Raw genomic sequence first — 19,033 nt, 5'->3', positions numbered from 1 at the left:
TCGCGTTCTCTAACATCGGCGTTCGCAACGCGCCATGCGCCGGATAAGGCAATCACGGCTTGATACGGGCCGGCGCGCTGCTAAAGAGCGCGCAAGACGGAACTGACGTCATTGGCGGCCCGATGACGGCGAAAGGATGACCGGATGAAGCTGCTCGCTGGCAACTCGAACCGGTCGTTGGCCCAGGCCATCGCCGATCACCTCGATATGCCCCTCACCAAGGCCCAGGTGAAACGCTTCGCCGACAACGAGGTGTTCGCGGTCATCGAGGAAAACGTCCGGGGCGAAGACGTCTTCGTCATCCAGTCGACCTCCTATCCGGCCAACGACAACCTTATGGAGCTGTTGATCTGCATCGACGCCCTGGTTCGGGCCTCGGCGAGGCGGATCACGGCGGTCATGCCGTATTTCGGCTATGCCCGGCAGGACCGGAAGACCGGAGGCCGGACGCCGATCTCGGCCAAGCTGGTCGCCAACATGATCACCCGCGCCGGTGCCGACCGGGTCCTCACCATGGACCTTCACGCCGGCCAGATTCAGGGCTTCTTCGACATCCCGACCGACAATCTGGTCGCCACCCCCGTGCTCGCCCAGGACATCAGGGATCGCTACCCGCGCGGCAATCTGATGATCGTGTCGCCCGATGTCGGCGGCGTGGTGCGCGCCCGGTCGCTGGCCGAGCGCCTCAACGTCGACCTGGCCATCGTCGACAAGCGCCGTCCGAGGGCGGGCGAGAGCGAGGTCATGAACATCATCGGCGACGTCGCGGGCCGCGAGTGCATCCTGTTCGACGACATCGTCGATTCAGGCGGCACCCTGGTCAACGCCGCCAAGGCCCTGATCGCGGCCGGCGCAACAGAGGTCTCCGCCTACATCAGCCACGGCGTCCTCTCGGGCCCGGCGGTCCAGCGCGTCACCGACGGGCCGCTCAAGGAACTGGTCATCACCGATTCAATCGAGCAGCCGCACGAGGTGCTGTCCTGCTCCAAGATCCGCACGGTCCCGGTCGCGCCCCTGATCGGCGAGGCCATCCGTCGGATCGCCAACGAGGAATCCGTCTCCAAACTGTTCGATTGATCACGAAAACGTCGCTCGCCTTGCCTCAAAACCGCCGGACTGGAAGTTTCAGTCAAAGCAAGATTTCGGGGACTTCCAATGCGCCTTTCCTTCCTTAGCCAGGGCCGGACCCTTGCCGCCCTCGCCGTCGCGGGACTGCTGACGAGTTGCGGTCCCAGCCGGGCGGAACTGCAGGCCGAGGAAATGCGTGTCGCATCGATCGCGGCGGCACAGGAGGCCGCGGCCATCGCCGCCCGCCTGCCGCCTCCCGTCACCCTGAACGACAGCGTCGCCCGGTCGGCGGCGGTCTATCTGACCTTCACCCGCGACATGGCGACGATCCAGGCCGGCTTCGCGAGCCCCGCAGCGGTGCAGGCGGCGCTGCGTCGCGGCGCCTCCTACGACGCCAACCAGATTTCGCGAGGTCTGGTCGCCTACGCCTCCATCCTGGCGCTGCAGTCCCCCGAGTTCGTTTCAGGCGTCCGTCAGGCCGGGGCCGAGCCCTCGGCACGGCGCCAGATCATCGACCGCATCGTCGCCAGTCCCGAATACGCCTCGACCCTTCCCGGCGCGGAAGCCGCCGCCAGCCTGGTCATGTCGGTGCTGGAAGCCGACATCGTCGCGCTCAGTTCGGCCGCGGATTCGGTCGAGAGCGACGCCTACAACATCCAGTATGCGGGCGATCAGCGGAACGGCTGGGGCCGCGCCACGCCGGCGGACCGCGAGGGCCGGCTTCAGGCGATCAAGGACCTGTCCCGACCTGTCGCGCCGTCGGGCTCCGAGACCGCCCGCCTCTACGCCGCCTCCAACAGCGGATCGGGCCTGGGCGTGACGGCCGGACGCACGCGGCGCGCACCCTATGCCCCCTCGGTGACCAACGCCATCGCTATGGCCGCCCTCGCAGCCCTGGGGGCCGCCGGGGACAACGCGCGGGCCAACACCGACGCCCTGCAGTACGACCGCGCCAGCCAGGACTGTCTGGCCAGTTCCAAGCTGAACCTGTTCCAGTGTCTGGCCGCCGCCCGCCCGACCTATGAGGACATGTTCTGCCTGGGTCGCCATGTCATCCGTGACCTGTCGACCTGTGCGCGGGGTGCCGCCCTGCCGGCCGCGATCATCACCGTGGGCAACCCGACCCAGAGCGGCCGCAGCAGCCCCGCACCGTCGCGCTCGCCCGCGATCACGCCGGAGCCGCTTCAGCCCTCGACGCCTCCGGAGCCGACGATCGTTCCGACTCCGCTGCAGGCCGCACCGACGCCGGCGACCGCACCCCGGACTGCCCCGGTCGCCCCCCCGCCCGGGCAGTCCCCGACCCAGAGATTGAACGCCGGCCCGAACGGCTAGCCTGGCCTTGGGGCGCCGGAGAGTTGAACGATCGGTCGGGGATTAACGGTCGGAAAACCCTCGGGAAGGCTTATAAGGCGTCATGACTGCGGTGCCGGGAGAGCGCCGCTGCATTCTTGTGGGGAAAATCACCATGCGCCTGGCCCTTCCGCGTCGCGGCCTCGCTATCGCCGCTGCCGCTGCCGCCGCCATCCTGGCCTCGTGCAGCACGCCCGAACCTGTCGTCCCCCCGCCCCCGCCGCCGCCGCCACCGCCGCCGCCGCCGGCAGTGACCCTGAACGAGGGCGTGGCTCAGGCAGCATCGATCTATGTCACCTTCATCCGCGACGTCGGCACGATCCAGGCCGGCTTCCCTGACGCGGAGTCCATCCAGGCCGCCATGCGCAAAGGCGCGGCCTATGACCCGGCCACCCTGTCGCGCGGCATGATCGCCTACGCCTCGATCCTCGCGCTGCAGTCGCCGGAGTTCGTTGCGGGCGTGCGCACCTTCGCCAATGATCCGCAGCAGCGGGCCGACGTCATCGCCAACATCATCCGCGACCCCGCCTACGCCGCCAACCTGCCGGGTGCCGACGTGGCCGCCGGTCTGATCATCTCGACCCTGGGTCAGGACATCGCCGCCCTGACGGGCGTCGCCGACGCGATCGAGCAGGACGCCTATACGATCCAGGAGCGGAACGATCCGCGCCGCCGCTGGGCCGTTACACCGATCCCGAATCGCGAAGTCCGACTGGAGACCGCCAAGACTATCTCGGCCGGACAGATGCTGCCTTCGGCGGAAGAATCCGCGCGGCTGTTCACCGCGGCCAATAGCGGAACCGGTCTCAACCTGCCCGCCGCGACCCATGCGCCGCCCTACACCCCCGCCGTCGTCAACGCCCTGGCCATCGCGGCCCTGGCGGCCATGGGTGCGGCCGGCGACGACGCCCGCACCAACACCGAGGCCCTGTCGATCGAGAATAACGCCCAGTTCTGCCTGGACATGTCCAAGCTGAACCTTTTCCAGTGCCTGGCCGCCTCGCGCCCCAGCTACGAGGACATGTTCTGCGTCGGCCGCCACATCGTCCGCGACCTTGCGACCTGCACTACGGCGGCGACGATTCCCGTCCCCATCGACCCGACGATCGCCACCGCAGGCATCACCCCGGCCCCCACAGGCGTCGCTGTCGAGGCGACGACGGCCTCGCTTGCGGCGACCTCGCCCGCGCCTAACTGAGTCCACCGTTCAGACGCGGTTGCACACGCGGGCTCTTGCGTGTAATGACCCGCGCTCTTGAATTCGAGGGTCCATGACCCCGCCGCGCGGGCCGCAATGTCGGCGCAGGCGTTTTTGTTGTTGAGGCGAGCCAGATGGCCGAGATCATTCTGAACGTGGATGTCCGTGAGAACACCGGCACCGGCGGCGCGCGCGCAGCCCGTCGCTCGGGTGCCGTTCCGGGCATCCTGTACGGCGGCGGCAAGGCCCCCGTCGCCATCTCGGTCAACGAGAAGGACTTCCGCAAGAACCTGTACACCGGCAAGCTGCTGGGCCACCTGGTCACGCTGAAGTACGGCGACGAGAGCCAGCCGGTCATCGCCAAGGACGTGCAGTTCGACCCCGTGTCGGACCGCCCGCTGCACTTCGACCTGATGCGCGTCGACGAGAACGCCGACGTCAAGATCGAAGTCCAAGTCAACTTCATCAACGAAGACCAGTGCAAGGCCTTCCGTCAGGGCGGCTCGCTCGAGATCGTCCGTCACACGGTCGAGATCAAGGTTCCCGCCAACCACATCCCGGAAGACCTGGTCGTCGACCTGGCCGGTCACAAGCTGGGCGACACCATCCGCTGGTCGGATGTCAAGGTGCCCGCTGACGTCAAGCCGACCATCACGGACCGTGACTTCGTGATCGCCTCGATCAAGACCTCGTCGGCCGGCATCTCGGCCGCCCATGACGAAGGGACGATCGCTGAAGAGCAGGCCGCCGCCGAGGCTGCTGCTGATGACGTTCCCGCCACGGAAGAGGGCGAGACGTCGGAAGGCTGATCGACCGATCCACTCCTTCGGAAGCGGCCCCTCCGGCGACGGACGGGGCCGTTTTCATTTCCGGATACCGCCATGCTCATCATCGCCGGCCTGGGCAATCCGGGCACCAGATACGAAAAGAACCGCCACAACATCGGCTTCATGGCCGTGGACGAGATCGCGCGCCGGTGGCGGTTCGGCTCCGATCGGGCGAAGTTCCAGTCGGTGATCTCCGAGGGCGAGGTCGAGGGCCGGAAGATCCTGCTGATGAAGCCCCAGACCTTCATGAACAACTCGGGCAACGCGGTCGGGGAGGCAGCGCGCTTCTACAAGATACCCCCTGCTGACATCATCATCTTCCACGACGAGATCGACCTGGCCCCGGGCCGGTTCCGCATGAAAACCGGCGGCGGGGCGGCGGGCCAGAACGGCGTGCGTAGCCTGATCAGCCAGCTCGGCGCCGACTTCCGCCGCGCGCGTATGGGTGTCGGCCATCCGGGTGAGCCGTCGCTGGTCCACGGGCACGTCCTGAGCGACTTCCACAAGGCCGAACAGCCGTGGCTCGAAGGCCTGCTGAACGCTTGCGCCGATGCCCTGCCCTTCGCGATCAAGGGCGAAGATGAGCGCTATCAGGGCGAGGTCCTGCGCCTGGCCCCAGCGCCCAAGTTCAGCCCGCGCCAGGCGGCGCAGGCGACCAGGCAGGAGTAAATCCCGGTCTCCCCCCGTGACCCGTCAGCAGGCCGGATCCTGGTCGACAGCGCGCTCAATGGCCTTCCTGCCCGCGGCCTTCGCGCTGCTGCTCGCCGCCGCGACTGCTTCCGCCTTCGTCGGCCTCCGGTTCGCCCTGTGATGGCCGGCGTCGAAAGCCCGGGAACGGCTCCGGCCGCTCCCGTCGCGCCACACGGCCCGCGCGCCAGGGTCGCGGTTCTGGCTATCGTTCTCCCGCTCGCGATCCTGTATCCCCTGACCGGACTCAGCCTGGTCGCCGCCCTTGTGCTGGACCGGATCTTACGCGCCTTGAGACCCTACCCCGCCCCCCTATCGTGAAAGGACCCCAAAGAATGAACCGGCTCATCGCCCTCGCCGTCCTGCCGCTGCTGAGCCTGTCGGCCTGCGGCGAGCCCGCCAACATCGGCAACACCTATACGGACGCCGACGGGAACACGATCACCCAGATCATCATCAGCGACGAGGTCTGCCGGCCGACGCCCAACGGCCGCCCGGTCACCGCCTGCTACCTGAACCTCGTCGCCGCCGCGGATGACCGTCTGGTCTCCATCGAGAGCCCTGTCGCGCCCCTGGTCCAGATCCACGAGATGAAGATGGAGAGCAATATGATGATGATGCGGCCCATCGAGGGCGGCGTGCCGCTTACCGGAGGGCAGGTGATCAACTTCATCCCGGGGGGCAATCACATCATGCTGAACGGCGTCAGGGAACCCCTGGTGGAGGGCGACACCGTCGAACTGACCCTGAAATTCGAGAAGGCTCCGGACATCACGGTCACGGCGCGCGTGGGCCAGCCGACGGAGGCGAACGAAGGCTTTCCCAACGGCTGACCGGTTCCGGAGCGGCGAGCCTGACAAACCGGTTCGAACCGTCTAAAGGCTCGCCCCTTCTCTGAGGAATCCCATGGCCCTGAAAGTCGCGATCGTCGGCCTGCCCAATGTCGGCAAGTCCACCCTGTTCAACGCCCTGACCAAGACGGCGGCGGCCCAGGCGGCCAACTATCCGTTCTGCACCATCGAGCCGAACACCGGCGACGTCGCCGTGCCGGAGCCGCGTCTGGACGCCCTCGCCGAGATCGCGGGCTCGAAAGAGATCATCCCCTCGCGCATCACCTTCGTCGACATCGCCGGTCTGGTGCGTGGCGCGTCGAAGGGCGAGGGTCTGGGCAACCAGTTCCTGGCCAATATCCGCGACTGCGACGCCGTGGCCTTCGTGGCCCGCTGCTTCGTCGACGACGACATCACCCACGTCGAGAACCGCATCGACCCGATCAGTGACCTCGAGATCATCGAGACCGAACTGATGCTGGCCGATCTTGAAAGCCTCGAGAAGCGGGTCGTCAACGTCGAGAAGAAGGCCAAGGGCGGCGACAAGGAGGCCCAGACGACCCTGCGCCTGATCAATATGGCCCTGACCCCGCTGCGCGCCGGCAAGCCCGCCCGCGTCGTCGAGGTGTCCAAGGAGGACGAGAAGGCCTGGCACATGCTCCAGCTGCTGACCTCCCTGCCGGCCCTCTACGTCTCCAATGTCGACGAGGGCTCCGCCGACAAGGGCAATGAGCTGTCCGACCTGGTCGCCAAACGCGCCGCCGAGGACAACGCCAACTCGGTCGTCATCTCGGCCAAGATCGATTCCGAACTGGCCGTTCTCGACGCCGCCGAGCAGGCCGAGTTCCTGGAAAGCCTCGGCCTCGCCGAGCCGGGCCTGAACCGCCTGATCCGCGAAGCCTATTCGCTACTGGGCCTGCAGTCCTACTTCACCGTCGGACCCAAGGAAGCCCGCGCCTGGACCATCCACATCGGCGACACCGCGCCCCAGGCCGCCGGCGTCATCCACACCGACTTCGAGAAGGGCTTCATCCGCGCGGAGACCATCGCCTACGACGATTACATTGCGCTTCGCGGCGAAGCGAAGGCCCGCGAGGCCGGCAAGCTGCGCGCCGAGGGCAAGGCCTATGTCGTCAAAGACGGCGACGTGATGAATTTCCTGTTCAACTGACGGCGTCCGAAATGGGGACACCCCCATCTTCTCCACCCGCTGGATATCCTCTTCCACCCACCGCCGTGGCCGACAAAGCGGCGGATCGAGGTGAGGATACACACCATTTGCCGGGAAGAGTTGTGTGTCCCCCTTTCCGCTCAGCCAGGGGGCGCGTTAATCGACGGGCGCAAACGGGCGGCTTGCCGCCAGGCTTGCTCGGCAAGATCATACAAGGCGCCTTCAGCGCCGGACCGGTTGGTCAGGAGGACGAGGCCGTAACCCTCCTGAGGCCGGATTTCGATGTAGCTGCTCGAACCGAAGGTGCCCCCGGAGGCGCGCAGGACGAGGCCGCCATTCGGGGACCTCGACCTGAACCAGTTGAACCCCGCCATGGCATGCTCGCTGCCTGCGATCGGCTCCTGACTCAGTCTGATCGCGGCTTCGTCCGACTCCAGCAGGGCCTCAATGAAACGCGCCATATCCGCGCTGCTGTACCGCAGGCCTCCGGCTGAGCGGATGTAGGCCCCTTCGATCATCGGCATGGCCAGGCCGTCTGCGTTGAAGCCCGGCGTCGGGTCTCGCGTGCGGTCTCCTCCGCTGCCTCGGCCCATGCCGTAGGGCGTTTCGATGTAGCGGTGGATCAGGCGATCGTAAGGCTCCCCGTAGACGGTTTCCAGCACGTGTCCGAGGAGGCTCGCGGCGACGTTCGAATGCCGCGACGCCGCGCCGGGGCGATCGACGAGGGTGGCCGATTCCAGATCCACGAGAAGATCGGCGGTCGAATAGGTCTTCCATCGCTCCGAAATCAGAAGCGGCGCACCTTCCGCCCCGCCTTGCGCCAGAAAGGGTTGGAGGTCCGGAATATTGTCCGGGAGCCCTGAGCTCGTGTCCGCGAGATGAACGAGGCGAACCGGCGATCCATCCCGTTGAAGATTCGGATAGGGTCCGGGCAGGTAGCGCCGGACGTCGTCCTGGAGATCGACCCGGCCCTCGGTCAGCGCATGAGCGAGCAGAAGCGAGGTGAAAACCTTGCTGATCGACCCGATCTCATAGACCGTGTTCTCGTTCGGTGGGCGAACGACGGACGTCGAAGTCGTGCCGACGTTGAGGAACCGGATCTCCCCCCCGTCGATGATCGCGATGGAGAGGCTGTCCGCCCGGCCTGCGGTGATGAAGTCTTCACCGAGACGGCGCAGTTCCGGGTCCTGCGGGACGACAACCGCGCCGGCTGACACGGAGGCGACGGGGGTCGCGCAGGCCGCGACCAGACACACGACCACGAGGGCGAACACCCGTATCCACGCCCCGGGGTGCCGTCTGCCCGGGTGCCCCACAGCCCATGCCTCAGGGCCCAGCCATGATTTCATCATCCGTTCCTCAAATGCTTCCGAGCCTGAAGACATGGGGACGCACACTGTTTTCCCGCGCCGCCGCCAACGCCAGGCCGGTCATCATCCCGGCCCGGATCCGGTCCGGGGATGACCGGAGTCGCCCTACTGCCGCGCCGCGTCGCTGACGGCCCGGCGCGCGCCGAACTCCGAGGTCGGCTTCCAGGTGGGCCATTCGTCGCCGTTGGCCAGTTGCAGCCCAAGCCGGTACAGCAGCGTCAGGTTCTCGACCGCCGAACGCAGGTCCCAGTCCGCCGACCATTCGTCCGACGGCTGGTGATAGTCGGCGCCGAACCTGGCGTCCCAGTCCGCCTGACCGGCCGCCACGCCGCCCTCGTCCCAGTCGACGCCGTGCCAGGTCATCAGGGCCGGCACGCCCATGCGGACGAACGGGAAATGGTCCGAGCGGGTGTAGAAACCCTGCTCCGGCTGGCGATCGTCGGTGACCACACGACCCTCGGCCGCCGCCAGCACCGCCAGGTCGTCTTCCAGCGTATTCTGGCCCTTGCCGAAGATGGCCACGTCGCGGGTCGGTCCTGACAGGGGCAACATGTCGATGTTGATGTCGGCGACGGTCGTCTCCAGCGGATAGACCGGGTTGGCGGCGTAACCGTAGGAGCCCAGCAGACCCATCTCCTCGGCGGCCATATGGGCGAAGACGATGGTGCGCTCCGGACGCGGAGCCGCCTTGATCTGGCGCGCCATCTCGACGATCCCGGCCGTGCCGGACGCGTTGTCCCAGGCGCCGTTGTAGATGTTGTCCTCGGTGGTCGAGACCGGGCTGACGTGATCCGCGCCGACGCCGACGTGATCCCAGTGGGCCGAATAGATGATGGTCTCGTTCGGACGCTCCGTGCCCGGGATCCTGGCCAGCAGATTGTGGGTCGTCAGGGTGTTGAAGGTCTCTTCCTGGGCGACCGACAGGGTCACGCCGGTCAGGGCCACTGCCTTGAACGATCCGCTGTCCACGGTGGACAGGGTCGCTATGTCCAGACCCGCGGCCGTGGCCCAGGCCAGACCCACGTCGTGGTTGATGGCGCCGGAGAACTCCAGATCCGCGGCTCCGGGGGTCAGGATGCGCTCGCGGCCGGCGAACTGGGCCCCGCGCAGCCAGCCGGCGTCGGTCGCGGGGACCGTGGCCAGGGTGATCACGCCGATGGCGCCGCGCCGGAAGGCTTCGTCAGCTTTCGCAGCGCCGCTGTTGTAGGCGGTCGAATAGGCGCCGTTGAAACGCGCGGTGACGGCCTCGGCCGTCGGCTCGCCGCCCAACAGGACCACGACCTTGCCGCGCACATCGATGTCGCCGTAGTCGTTCCAGTCGCGCTCGGGCGCGTTGATGCCGTAGCCGGCGAAGACCAGGCCGGCATTCGCCACGTCCGCCTTGCCATCATTGGTCGCGGACCGCAGCAGGATGTCGGTGCCGACGCTCATCGGATGCACCGTCCCGTCCGGACCGGTCCAACTCGCCGAAGCGGCACCGGCGACGGGGGTAAAGCGCTTCAGCACCACGTCCTGCAGCCACTGTCCGTTCGGCCCACCCGGCTCCAGGCCCATTTCCTCATACTGCGCCTGCAACCAGGCCAGGGTCATCCGCTCGCCTTCAGTCCCCGGATAGCGGCCCTGGAAGTCATCTGACGAGATGTGGCGGATATCCTGCGAGATCCGCTCGGCCGAGAAGTCCTGTGCCGAGGCGAGACCCGCCGACAAAACCACGGCCATAGCGGTCGCACCGCCGAACAACGCACGCAACATCAGGGCTCTCCTCGCCATTTCGACGCGGACATTAGGGCGGAGCCCGTGGCGAGGCTCATTACGGTTTCGTCATGAACGGCTCAGTCACGCTCCGCCGCGCTCGTCGCCCGCGCGGGTCCAAACTCCGAACCTTCCTTCCACTGCGGCCAGTCGCGGCTGTTGGCCAGGGCTTGGCCAAGCGACCAGTAGACCTGCAGATCCTGGATCTGGCCGGCGTAGTCCCAGTCAGCCGACCACTCGTCGTCGGCCTGGTGATAGCGGTTCGCCCCGTATTCGCTGCGGGCCGTCTCACGCTCCGCGATCGGCTCATCGACGAAGGCCCCGGCCGACCTGGCGTAGGCCATGGGCACGCCGCGCTTGGCCAGCGGGAAATGGTCCGAGCGGAAATAGATCCCGGCGGCGACATTGGCGTCCGGCTGGACGGCCCTCCCCTGGGCCTCGGCGAGGGCACCCATCCGCTCATCGAAGTCCGACTGGCCATAGCCGACGATGCCGAACCCGGCCGTCCGCCCATAGACATTGGCCGAGTCCATGTTCACCCCGCCGACCGTGGTCGCCAGCGGATAGATCGGGTTGGCCGCATAGTATTCCGAGCCCAGCAGGCCGCTCTCCTCAGCCGAGAAGCCGATGAAGACGATGGACCGGTCCGGCCGCTCACCGGCTGCATAGGCCCGGGCCAACTCGATCAGACCTGCGATGCCCGAGGCGTTGTCGATCGCGCCGTTGAAGATGGCGTCGCCGTTCGCGTCCGGCGTCCCGACCCCGATGTGATCCCAGTGAGCCGTGTAGAGGAAAGTCTCGTCCGCGTGAGTCGTTCCCGGCAGGCGGCCGAGGATGTTGTGGGTCTCGATCCCCTGTGAGGCGACGTCGAACATCACGTCCATCCCGGCGCCCGCGAGAGTCACCGGCTGGAAGTCGCGGCTGCGCGCCTGGACCTTCAGGGCCTCGAAGTCGAGGCCGGCCTGCCGGAACAACTCGACTGCGATGTCGCGCTGGATCCAGCTCTCCATCGGCACCCGTTCATTGGCGTTCTGCCGCACGATATCGAAGTTCGGACCCGACCAGCTGTTCTTCACCGTGGTCCAGCCGTAGGAGGCCGGGTCAGTCTCGTGAACGATGATGACGCCCGCCGCGCCCTGACGGGCCGCCTCCTCGTACTTGTAGGTCCAGCGGCCGTAGTAGGTCATGGCGCGGCCGCCGAAGGTGTTCAACGCCGGATCCTCGAAGTCCGCGTCATTGACCAGGACGACCAGGATCTTGCCGGTCATGTCCTGGCCCTTGAAGTCGTCCCAGGACCGCTCCGGCGCATGGATGCCATAGCCGACGAAGACCAGCGGCGCGTCCATCAGCATCACGTGGCTCTCGCGCGGACGCCGGCTGGAGACGACGATCTGCTCGCCCTGGACCAGCGGCTGGGTCCAGTCGCCGACGGTCAGCCGGGCCTGCACCCCCGACGCCGTGAACCGGTTCAGGGCGACGGCCTGGGTCCAGCCGCCATTGTCGCCGCCGGGCTCCAGCCCCGCTGCCTCGAACTGGCCGGACAGGTAGTCGATGACCTTCTGTTCGGCAGGGGTCGCGATGCCGCGTCCCTCGAAGTCGTCAGCGGACAGGATGCGGATGTGTTCGGACAGACGGGCCCCGTCGAACGTCGGCTCCTGGGCGAATGACACGGACGACAGGGCGAGACCGGCGAGAAGCGCGGCAGCGGCGGTATGCAGACACATGGACGAACCTTCGGATGACTGTTGGTCGAAGGTTAGGTCGGGAAGGGATGGGTGTCGATGCGACTTCCTTCTCCCCTTGCGGGAGAAGGTGGCCGAGCACAGCGAGGTCGGATGAGGGATTTCGCTGACCTCGACGACTGGCGCCGGCCCTCTCACTTCCGTCGTCGGCACGACCCCTCATCCGTCAGCCTTCGGCTGCCACCTTCTCCCACAGGTGGAGAAGGTTCACTCCGGCGCCACCGCCCCCGCGGCCGGCCAGTCACTGTTGCCGATCCGGCGCAGGTCCATCTCGATATAGGGCAGCGGCGGCTGGCCATCGCGGACGAAGTGGCCGACCTCGTGCCAGCGACCGTCCTTGATCGTGGCGACATACTGGATGGTCGCGCCCGGTCCGGCCGGCGTCTGCCAGCGGAAGCCGTCCTCGGTCGCCTCGAACGGATAGTCCCCCTGATAGCCCTGGGCGTAGGTGTGGAAGGTATAGGCCTGTGTCCGCTCGTCCCAGCCGATGATGGCGAAGGCGTTGAACTGGGTCGTGCCATCGGCCGCGTAGCCACGCCCCTCGACCACGCGGATCGAGCCACCCAGATGCGGCCCGACCCGTTCGGTCTGGGTCAGGGTCGTGCGACCGCCGGGACCGTTGATCGCGGCCGTGCCGCGCCACTCGCCGTCCATGAAGTCCAGCCGCGCCATGGCGGCTCGCTGGGCCGGGGTGCCCGCGGGATTCTGCGCCTGGGCAAGGCCCGGCGACGGTAAGGCGAGAGTCAGAGCCAAGGCTGCAGTCGAAGCGGCGAACAGACGAGCGACGGACATAAGCAGTTCTCCCATTTGCTTTGTATTACAAAGTCCTTTTTTGCTCTGTTGTCAACGCATGAAAAAGCCCGCCGGGCGGACCCGGCGGGCTTCATGTCTTCGGCGCGAACAGGGGCGTGGTCCTAGTGGACGACGCCCTTCCAGATGCGACGGTAGCTGGCGTAGGTGAGGCCGGCGAAGATGGCGAGGAAGGCGAGGACGCCCACGCCCGACTGTTTCCGCTCGGTCGCCTTGGGATCCGACGCCCAGGCGATGAAGGCCGCGACGTCCTTGGACATCTGGTCGACCGTCGCCTCGGTGCCGTCGTCATAGGTGACCTGGCCGTTGGACAGCGGCGCGGCCATGGCGATGAAGCCGCCGGCAGGGACATGGTCCGGATCGCCGTCCCAGAACGGGGTCATGTCGCCCGCCATATACGGATTGTAATGCTGGGTCGCCGTCATCCGCAGTCCGGCTGGCGGCGCTTCATAGCCCGACAGCAGGGAGTAGATATAATCAGCGCCGCCGTGGCGGGCCTTGGCCATGACCGACAGGTCGGGCGGAGCCGCTCCGCCGTTCGCGGCACCCGCGGCCGTACGGTTCGGATAGGGGTTCGGGAATTTGTCGGCCGCAGTGGCGGGACGCATGATCGCCTCGCCGGTCTCGGTGTCGATATCCGCGACCTCGATCTCGGCGGCCAGGGCCCGCACGTAGCGGTTGGCAGCCGGGTTCTCGGCGTGCGGGTCATAGAAGGGACCACCGCGCTCGCCGAGGGTGCGGAAATGCATCAGGTCCATGCTGTGGCAGGCCGAGCAGACCTCGCGATAGACCTTGTAGCCCCGTTGCAGTTGGCCCTGATCGAAGGTGCCGAACGGACCGTCGAAGGTGAAGCCGCCCGAACGCGGGTGATGGGAACTGCCCTCGGCCAGCGCCGGAGAGGCCGCACCGACCGCCGCGATGGCCGCGATCGAGAGAGCCAGTTTGCGAATATCCATGGTGATTTTCTTGGCGGACATCGCGATCAGCCCTTCTTTTCGGCGTCGGCAGGAACGGCACCGCTCATCGCGACCGGCCCCGACAGGACCGGTTCGGAGATCGACGCGGGGATCTTCAGCGGCGTCTCCTTCAGGCCCACGAAGGGCATGATGACGAAGAAGAAGGCGAAGTAGTAGAGCGTGGCCAGACGGGTCAGCCACAGATAGCTGTTCAGCTGGCCGTCGATCAGGGTGAAGCTCGGCATGCCGGGAACCACCTGAGCGTCCGGCAGCTGGGCGCCGCACCAGCCCAGGATCAGACCGACCACCACGAAGATGACGAAGAAGATCTTCATCGTCGGGCGATAGCGCATCGAGCGCACCTTGGACGTGTCCAGCCAGGGCAGGATGAACAGCACGCCGATCGCGCCGAACATGGCGACGACGCCCCCGAACTTGTCCGGGATGGCCCGCAGGATCGCGTAGAACGGCAGCATGTACCATTCCGGCACGATGTGAGACGGCGTCACCAGCGGGTTGGCAGGAATGTAGTTGTCGGGGTGACCCAGGGCGTGCGGCATGAAGAAGATGAACACCGAGAACATCATCAGGAACACCAGCAGGGCGAAGCCGTCCTTGACCGTATAGTAGGGGTGGAACGGGATGGTGTCCTTGGCCTCGCGGTCCTTGGGGATCAGGATCCCGACCGGATTGTTCTGGCCGGCCGTGTGCAGGGCCCACAGATGCAGCACCACGACGCCGAAGATCACAAACGGCAGCAGATAGTGCAGCGAGAAGAAGCGGTTCAGCGTCGCATTGTCGATGGCCGGACCGCCGCGCAGCCAGATCAGCACCGGCTCGCCGATGACCGGGATCGCCCCGATCAGGTTGGTGATGACCTCGGCCCCCCAGTAGGACATCTGGCCCCACGGCAGGACGTAGCCCAGGAAGGCCGTGGCGATCATCAGGAAGAAGATCACGCAGCCCAGGATCCAGATCATCTCCCGCGGCGCCTTGTACGAGCCGTAGTAGAGGCCGCGCAGCATGTGGATATAGACGGCCACGAAGAACATCGAGGCACCGGTCTGGTGCACATAGCGGATCAGCCAGCCGCCGTTGACGTCGCGCATGATGCGTTCGACCGAGGCGAAGGCCATCGCCGTGTTCGGCTGGTAGTGCATGGCCAGAAAGATGCCGGTGGCGATCTGCGTGACCAGGCAAATGGTCAGGATCGCGCCGAACGTATACCAGTAGTTCAGGTTCTTCGGCGTCGGCAGCGACAAATAGTCAGCGCCGAAGCGCACGATCGGAAGCCGGGTGTCGAGCCACTTCTCGATACTGGTCTTGGGAACGTAGGTGGATTCGTGTCCGCTCATCTTGTTTGCTCTCAGCCGATCCGAATGGTGGAGCCGGCGGTGAATTCGTATTCCGGCACGACGAGGTTCTTCGGCGCCGGCCCCTTACGGATGCGGCCCGAGGCATCATAGTGCGAGCCGTGGCAGGGGCAGAACCAGCCGCCGAAATCGCCCGATCCGAAGGTCGGGATACAGCCGAGGTGTGTGCAGGACCCGACCACGATCAGCATCGGTTCGTGGCCGACCTTGGTGCGTTCCTGGTCCGTCTGCGGCTCCTTGAGATCCGAGGCGTCATTGTCGGCGATCACACGCTGCAGCTCGGCGGCGGTGCGGTTGCGCACGAACACCGGCTTGCCCTGCCAGGTGATGACGATCTGCATCCCCTCAGCGACCTTGGAGGTGTCGAACTCGACGGTCGACAGGGCCAGGGTGTCGGCGGCCGGGTTCATGGAGTTGACCAGCGGCCACGCCACCATCACGCCCGCGCCGGCGGCTGCGGCACCGGCCGCGATATGGATGAAGTCCCGGCGGGTGGCGTCACCTTCGGAATGTTCGTTCGTCACGACCGATTCGGCCACGTCTCACCTCTGTAAAACCCGGATCGCGGGCGGCCATGTGGCGACCCGCGTGCGAGGAAATGTCCTTAGCGCGGATGGGGGATTTCGACCCGGTCAGGCTTTGCGGCTCATCGCCGCAAGTCGCTGTGGTTACTTGAGAACCACTCGCAGAACTGACCGCGACAAGACCCCTGCCCGCGCGTATGAGGGCCTTAGAATGCGTCTCGCCCTTTTTCAACCGGCCATTCCCCAGAACGTGGGCGCCTGCATCAGGCTGTCGGCGTGTTTCGGGGTCGGGCTGCACATTATCGAGCCCACGGGCTTCCTGTTCGACGACCGGGCGATGAAGCGCGCGGCCCTCGACTACGGCCCGCTGTCCCTCATGACGCGCCATGCGAACTGGGAGGCATTCCAGTCCTGGCGGGACGTGGGGCGGCTGGTCCTGTTCACAACGAAGGGCGCGACGCCCCTGACCGACTTCGCTTTCCAGCCCGACGATACATTGCTGTTCGGCTCGGAGAGTTCGGGTGCGCCCGACTTCGTGCACGCCGCCGCCGACGCGCGCGTCTTCATACCCATCCGCCCGGAGGCCCGCTCGCTGAACCTGTCGGTCAGCGCAGGAATCGGCCTGTTCGAATCCCTGAGACAGACCGGCGGCGCCGATTCCGCGCCGCGCGGCTGAGTCCTACTCCGGCGCGCCGACCGCCGCGATCACCGCCAGGCTCGGCCGCTCGCCCGACATCGACGCGGCCACCGCCTCGACCGACCTCATCACCCGCAGCACGTTCTCGCCCGCCAGCTTGCGAATGTCCGCCTCTGTCCAGCCCGCCGCCATCAGGGCGGCGAGGATCCGCGGATAGGCGTCCACGCCCTGCACGTCGACCGGCAGGCTGGTGACGCCGTCGAAATCGCCGCCGATACCCACATGGCCGATCCCGGCCACGTCGCGGACGTGCTGAATGTGGGCGATGACGTCCGCAAGGCCCGCTGTCGGTTGCGGGTGAGCGGCGTCCCAGGCCGCCGTGCCCGCCGTCACCGCCGCCGGATCGCCCGGATTAAGCGCCAGCAGCCGCGCCGCCTCGGCCCCCCGGTCCGCGTTCCAGCTCCGGACCGCCTCGGAGATGAAGCCCGGCACGAAGGTCACCATCACCACCCCGCCGTCTTCCTCCATGGCGCGGAGCACGCTGTCGGGCACATTGCGGGGATGGCCGGTTACGGCCCGCGCCGAGGAGTGGGAGAAGATCACCGGTGCCCGGGACACCCGCATGGCGTCGATCATCGTCTCCTCCGAGACATGGCTCAGGTCGACCATCATGCCGATTCGGTTCATCTCGCGGACCACGTCCCCGCCGAACGGCGACAGTCCGCCCCATCTCGGCGCGTCGGTGGCGCTGTCGGCCCAGGTCGTCGTCTTCGAATGGGTCAGGGTGATGTAGCGCGCGCCCGCCTGATGAAACTCGCGCAGCAGGCCGAGCGAATCATCGATCGAATAGCCGCCCTCCATGCCGATCAGGGAGGCGATCCTGCCGGCCGCGTGGATGCGCTCGACGTCGTCGGCGGTCGTCGCCAGCTCGAACACGTCGGGATGGGCGGCGACGATGCGGCGCACAGTGTCGATCTGTTCGAAGGTCTCTCGCGCGGCCTCGGTCGGGGTCAGGGTCGCCGGCACATAGACCGACCAGAACTGGCCACCGACGCCCCCGGCCCTCAGGCGCGGGATGTCGGTGTGGAGCGCCGTCGAGGCGTCGAGGTTGGTCGACAGATCGACAGCGTGCGGATCGTTGCCATAGCCCTGCCGCAGCGCCCACGGCAGGTCGTTGTGGCCGTCGATCAGAGGCGTGGTCCGCAGGATCTCGCGCGCCCTCGCCTCTCCGTCCTGGGCCACCGCCGGCAGGGAAAGGGCGAGCGCGGACACGGCGAGAAGACAGGATCGGAACATGGCGACCTCCGGAAAACGATGACGGGCGCAGACTGGCAGACACCGGGGTCCGAGGGAAATCGGCGATCGGCCGCCCTGTCTATTCGCCGAGACTGAGTCGTCCGATCAGGACCGCCGCGCGCTGCGACTGGCGCACCAGACTGTCGAGATTGATCGCTTCTCCCACGGCATGGGCGCCCGACCCGGCCGTGCCGAGCCCGCCCAGCGTATCCACGTCCGCAGCGACGAAACCTGAGTCCGCCGCGCCGCGCCTGGCCGGGTCGTACGGTGCCATCTCCGGCAGGCCGAGGTCGCGGTTGACGGCGTTCAGCCGCTCCAGGAGGGCTGTGTTCCCCGGGGTCGGTGCCATCGGCGGATAGCCGTCCTCCGCGAACTCCAGTTCCGCCGTCGTCTTCGCCAGGTGATCATCGACGATCCCCTCCATCCGCTCGCGGACCCGGGCGTCCTGTTCCGGCGTCAGGGTGCGCAGGTCGCCGCGCGCGATCGCCGTCTCGGCCACGATATTGGTCTTACCCGAGGCCTGGACGCGGAAGCCGTCCGCATCGATCTCTGCCGGCGTCCCGCCCGCGATCACCCCGACGTTGTAGGTCAGGTTCGGCTCCGGCAACTCGCGCCGGAAGGTGTCGAGGATGCGCGCCATCTCGTAGATCGCGCCATAGCCCAGAGTCTCCCCGAACACGCCGCTGGAATGCCCCGTCCGGCCGCCGGTGGTCAGGGTCCAGCTGGACGAACTGCGCCGCGCGATGGTGCCGAACTCCTCGCCGTCCTCGATGGCCAGACCCTCGAACTCCAGGGCGAAGTCGGCGACCCGGCCCGCCTCGATCAGGTCCCGCCGCGCAACCGCCAGCGGCGAACCCGGCCGTTCCTCGTCGCCGGTCAGGACGATGGTGATGTTCGACCCCTCCAGCGTTCCGGCCGCCTGCATGGCCCGGAGCGCGGCGATGATGACCACCACACCGCCCTTGTCGTCACCGATGCCCGGCCCGGTCGCCTGCGAGCCATCCCGCACGAAGGTCTGGAACGGGCTGTCCACCTCGAACACCGTGTCGAGGTGACCGATCAGCAAGACGTTACGCCCGCCGCCGTCGTGGGTGGCGATCAGATGCCCGGCCCGCCCTGTCGCGGCCATGTCCACCCAGCGCACGTCGAAGCCCAGGGGCTCCAGCTCGGCGCGGACCATCTCGCCCACCGTCGTCACGCCCGCCAGATTCAGCGTGCCCGAGTTCACATTGACCAGCCGCTCCAGCAGATCGATGTGACGGTCATGCCCGGCGACCACTGCGGCCATGATCGTCCGCTCGGCCTCCGGCGTCTGGGCCATCGCGGGTGCGGCCAGGACGAGGCCGATCAGGGCAGGCAGGATCAGGCGCATGGAGGATACTCGCTGTTGAGCGGGGACCGTGGCCGACCCCGGGGGGCGAGTAAAGCGCCGCTGGCGGTGC

Annotated in this window: 17 protein-coding genes; 8 read left to right on the top strand and 9 right to left on the bottom strand. The window is 67.1% G+C overall.

What is annotated here, in order from left to right; translation table 11 throughout:
* Nucleotides 1-144: 144 nt before the first annotated feature.
* The 7 genes from ACW18A_RS03305 to ychF all read left to right on the top strand — a co-directional run bounded on the left by ACW18A_RS03305 (nucleotide 145) and on the right by ychF (nucleotide 7,131).
* The gene (locus ACW18A_RS03305; protein ID WP_492023382.1) at nucleotides 145-1,077 is read left to right on the top strand and encodes a ribose-phosphate pyrophosphokinase; all 933 of its coding nucleotides are present in this window, start codon (nucleotides 145-147) and stop codon (nucleotides 1,075-1,077) included.
* Between the two features lie 78 nt (nucleotides 1,078-1,155).
* Nucleotides 1,156-2,400, top strand: coding sequence for a hypothetical protein (locus tag ACW18A_RS03300; protein ID WP_492023381.1), 1,245 nt, complete (start codon nucleotides 1,156-1,158; stop codon nucleotides 2,398-2,400).
* Between the two features lie 133 nt (nucleotides 2,401-2,533).
* Complete coding sequence (locus ACW18A_RS03295) at nucleotides 2,534-3,616, top strand: hypothetical protein (protein WP_492023380.1); 1,083 nt, start codon at nucleotides 2,534-2,536, stop codon at nucleotides 3,614-3,616.
* Between the two features lie 134 nt (nucleotides 3,617-3,750).
* Entirely contained in the window at nucleotides 3,751-4,425 is a 675-nt protein-coding gene (locus ACW18A_RS03290) for a 50S ribosomal protein L25/general stress protein Ctc (RefSeq protein ID WP_492023379.1), read from the top strand.
* A gap of 72 nt (nucleotides 4,426-4,497) precedes the next feature.
* Complete coding sequence (gene pth, locus ACW18A_RS03285; protein ID WP_492023378.1) at nucleotides 4,498-5,112, top strand: aminoacyl-tRNA hydrolase; 615 nt, start codon at nucleotides 4,498-4,500, stop codon at nucleotides 5,110-5,112.
* Between the two features lie 353 nt (nucleotides 5,113-5,465).
* The gene (locus tag ACW18A_RS03280; protein ID WP_492023377.1) at nucleotides 5,466-5,963 is read left to right on the top strand and encodes a copper chaperone PCu(A)C; all 498 of its coding nucleotides are present in this window, start codon (nucleotides 5,466-5,468) and stop codon (nucleotides 5,961-5,963) included.
* A gap of 73 nt (nucleotides 5,964-6,036) precedes the next feature.
* Nucleotides 6,037-7,131, top strand: coding sequence for a redox-regulated ATPase YchF (gene ychF / locus ACW18A_RS03275; RefSeq protein ID WP_492023376.1), 1,095 nt, complete (start codon nucleotides 6,037-6,039; stop codon nucleotides 7,129-7,131).
* Between the two features lie 140 nt (nucleotides 7,132-7,271).
* Here the strand turns inward: ychF and ACW18A_RS03270 are convergent, their stop codons facing one another.
* From ACW18A_RS03270 to petA, 7 genes are all read right to left on the bottom strand, one after another.
* The gene (locus tag ACW18A_RS03270) at nucleotides 7,272-8,405 is read right to left on the bottom strand and encodes a serine hydrolase domain-containing protein (protein ID WP_492023375.1); all 1,134 of its coding nucleotides are present in this window, start codon (nucleotides 8,403-8,405) and stop codon (nucleotides 7,272-7,274) included.
* Nucleotides 8,406-8,606: 201 nt separating this feature from the next.
* Nucleotides 8,607-10,253, bottom strand: a complete 1,647-nt coding sequence (locus ACW18A_RS03265) for a M28 family peptidase (RefSeq protein WP_492023374.1) — start codon at nucleotides 10,251-10,253, stop codon at nucleotides 8,607-8,609.
* Between the two features lie 80 nt (nucleotides 10,254-10,333).
* Nucleotides 10,334-11,977: a M28 family metallopeptidase gene (locus ACW18A_RS03260; RefSeq protein ID WP_492023373.1), complete on the bottom strand. Its 1,644-nt coding sequence runs from the start codon at nucleotides 11,975-11,977 to the stop codon at nucleotides 10,334-10,336.
* A 225-nt stretch (nucleotides 11,978-12,202) separates the two neighbouring features.
* Nucleotides 12,203-12,787, bottom strand: coding sequence for a DUF1579 domain-containing protein (locus ACW18A_RS03255; protein WP_492023372.1), 585 nt, complete (start codon nucleotides 12,785-12,787; stop codon nucleotides 12,203-12,205).
* 122 nt (nucleotides 12,788-12,909) lie between these two features.
* Nucleotides 12,910-13,782, bottom strand: coding sequence for a cytochrome c1 (locus tag ACW18A_RS03250; protein WP_492023371.1), 873 nt, complete (start codon nucleotides 13,780-13,782; stop codon nucleotides 12,910-12,912).
* A gap of 5 nt (nucleotides 13,783-13,787) precedes the next feature.
* Nucleotides 13,788-15,116 (bottom strand): cytochrome b, encoded by a 1,329-nt coding sequence (locus ACW18A_RS03245; RefSeq protein WP_492023370.1) that lies wholly within the window; start codon nucleotides 15,114-15,116, stop codon nucleotides 13,788-13,790.
* Nucleotides 15,117-15,127: 11 nt separating this feature from the next.
* Nucleotides 15,128-15,673 carry a ubiquinol-cytochrome c reductase iron-sulfur subunit gene (petA, locus tag ACW18A_RS03240; protein ID WP_492023369.1) on the bottom strand — a complete coding sequence of 182 codons (546 nt, stop codon included), beginning with the start codon at nucleotides 15,671-15,673 and terminating at the stop codon, nucleotides 15,128-15,130.
* Between the two features lie 196 nt (nucleotides 15,674-15,869).
* Between petA and ACW18A_RS03235 the strand changes: the two genes are divergently transcribed.
* Nucleotides 15,870-16,334, top strand: coding sequence for a tRNA (cytidine(34)-2'-O)-methyltransferase (locus ACW18A_RS03235; protein ID WP_492023368.1), 465 nt, complete (start codon nucleotides 15,870-15,872; stop codon nucleotides 16,332-16,334).
* 3 nt (nucleotides 16,335-16,337) lie between these two features.
* On the opposite strand, the gene ACW18A_RS03230 is transcribed toward ACW18A_RS03235, so the two are convergent.
* Both ACW18A_RS03230 and ACW18A_RS03225 read right to left on the bottom strand, forming a co-directional pair.
* Nucleotides 16,338-17,591: a dipeptidase gene (locus ACW18A_RS03230; RefSeq protein WP_492023367.1), complete on the bottom strand. Its 1,254-nt coding sequence runs from the start codon at nucleotides 17,589-17,591 to the stop codon at nucleotides 16,338-16,340.
* Nucleotides 17,592-17,670: 79 nt separating this feature from the next.
* The gene (locus ACW18A_RS03225) at nucleotides 17,671-18,963 is read right to left on the bottom strand and encodes a M20/M25/M40 family metallo-hydrolase (RefSeq protein WP_492023366.1); all 1,293 of its coding nucleotides are present in this window, start codon (nucleotides 18,961-18,963) and stop codon (nucleotides 17,671-17,673) included.
* Nucleotides 18,964-19,033: the final 70 nt, after the last annotated feature.

The sequence above is a fragment of the Brevundimonas sp. AVps5 genome, assembly GCF_058681515.1.
The sequence above is the reverse complement of the archived record's forward strand: the minus strand, read 5'-3'. Positions and strand labels throughout refer to the sequence as shown.

Bases quoted from the DNA above. Each gene is read 5' to 3' on its own strand.
- ACW18A_RS03305 (WP_492023382.1), top strand. From the start codon at position 145: ATGAAGCTGCTCGCTGGCAACTCGAACCGGTCGTTGGCCCAGGCCATC.
- ACW18A_RS03300 (WP_492023381.1), top strand. From the start codon at position 1,156: ATGCGCCTTTCCTTCCTTAGCCAGGGCCGGACCCTTGCCGCCCTCGCC.
- ACW18A_RS03295 (WP_492023380.1), top strand. From the start codon at position 2,534: ATGCGCCTGGCCCTTCCGCGTCGCGGCCTCGCTATCGCCGCTGCCGCT.
- ACW18A_RS03290 (WP_492023379.1), top strand. From the start codon at position 3,751: ATGGCCGAGATCATTCTGAACGTGGATGTCCGTGAGAACACCGGCACC.
- pth (WP_492023378.1), top strand. From the start codon at position 4,498: ATGCTCATCATCGCCGGCCTGGGCAATCCGGGCACCAGATACGAAAAG.
- ACW18A_RS03280 (WP_492023377.1), top strand. From the start codon at position 5,466: ATGAACCGGCTCATCGCCCTCGCCGTCCTGCCGCTGCTGAGCCTGTCG.
- ychF (WP_492023376.1), top strand. From the start codon at position 6,037: ATGGCCCTGAAAGTCGCGATCGTCGGCCTGCCCAATGTCGGCAAGTCC.
- ACW18A_RS03265 (WP_492023374.1), bottom strand. From the start codon at position 10,253: ATGTTGCGTGCGTTGTTCGGCGGTGCGACCGCTATGGCCGTGGTTTTG.
- ACW18A_RS03260 (WP_492023373.1), bottom strand. From the start codon at position 11,977: ATGTGTCTGCATACCGCCGCTGCCGCGCTTCTCGCCGGTCTCGCCCTG.
- ACW18A_RS03255 (WP_492023372.1), bottom strand. From the start codon at position 12,787: ATGTCCGTCGCTCGTCTGTTCGCCGCTTCGACTGCAGCCTTGGCTCTG.
- ACW18A_RS03250 (WP_492023371.1), bottom strand. From the start codon at position 13,782: ATGTCCGCCAAGAAAATCACCATGGATATTCGCAAACTGGCTCTCTCG.
- ACW18A_RS03245 (WP_492023370.1), bottom strand. From the start codon at position 15,116: ATGAGCGGACACGAATCCACCTACGTTCCCAAGACCAGTATCGAGAAG.
- ACW18A_RS03235 (WP_492023368.1), top strand. From the start codon at position 15,870: ATGCGTCTCGCCCTTTTTCAACCGGCCATTCCCCAGAACGTGGGCGCC.
- ACW18A_RS03230 (WP_492023367.1), bottom strand. From the start codon at position 17,591: ATGTTCCGATCCTGTCTTCTCGCCGTGTCCGCGCTCGCCCTTTCCCTG.
- ACW18A_RS03225 (WP_492023366.1), bottom strand. From the start codon at position 18,963: ATGCGCCTGATCCTGCCTGCCCTGATCGGCCTCGTCCTGGCCGCACCC.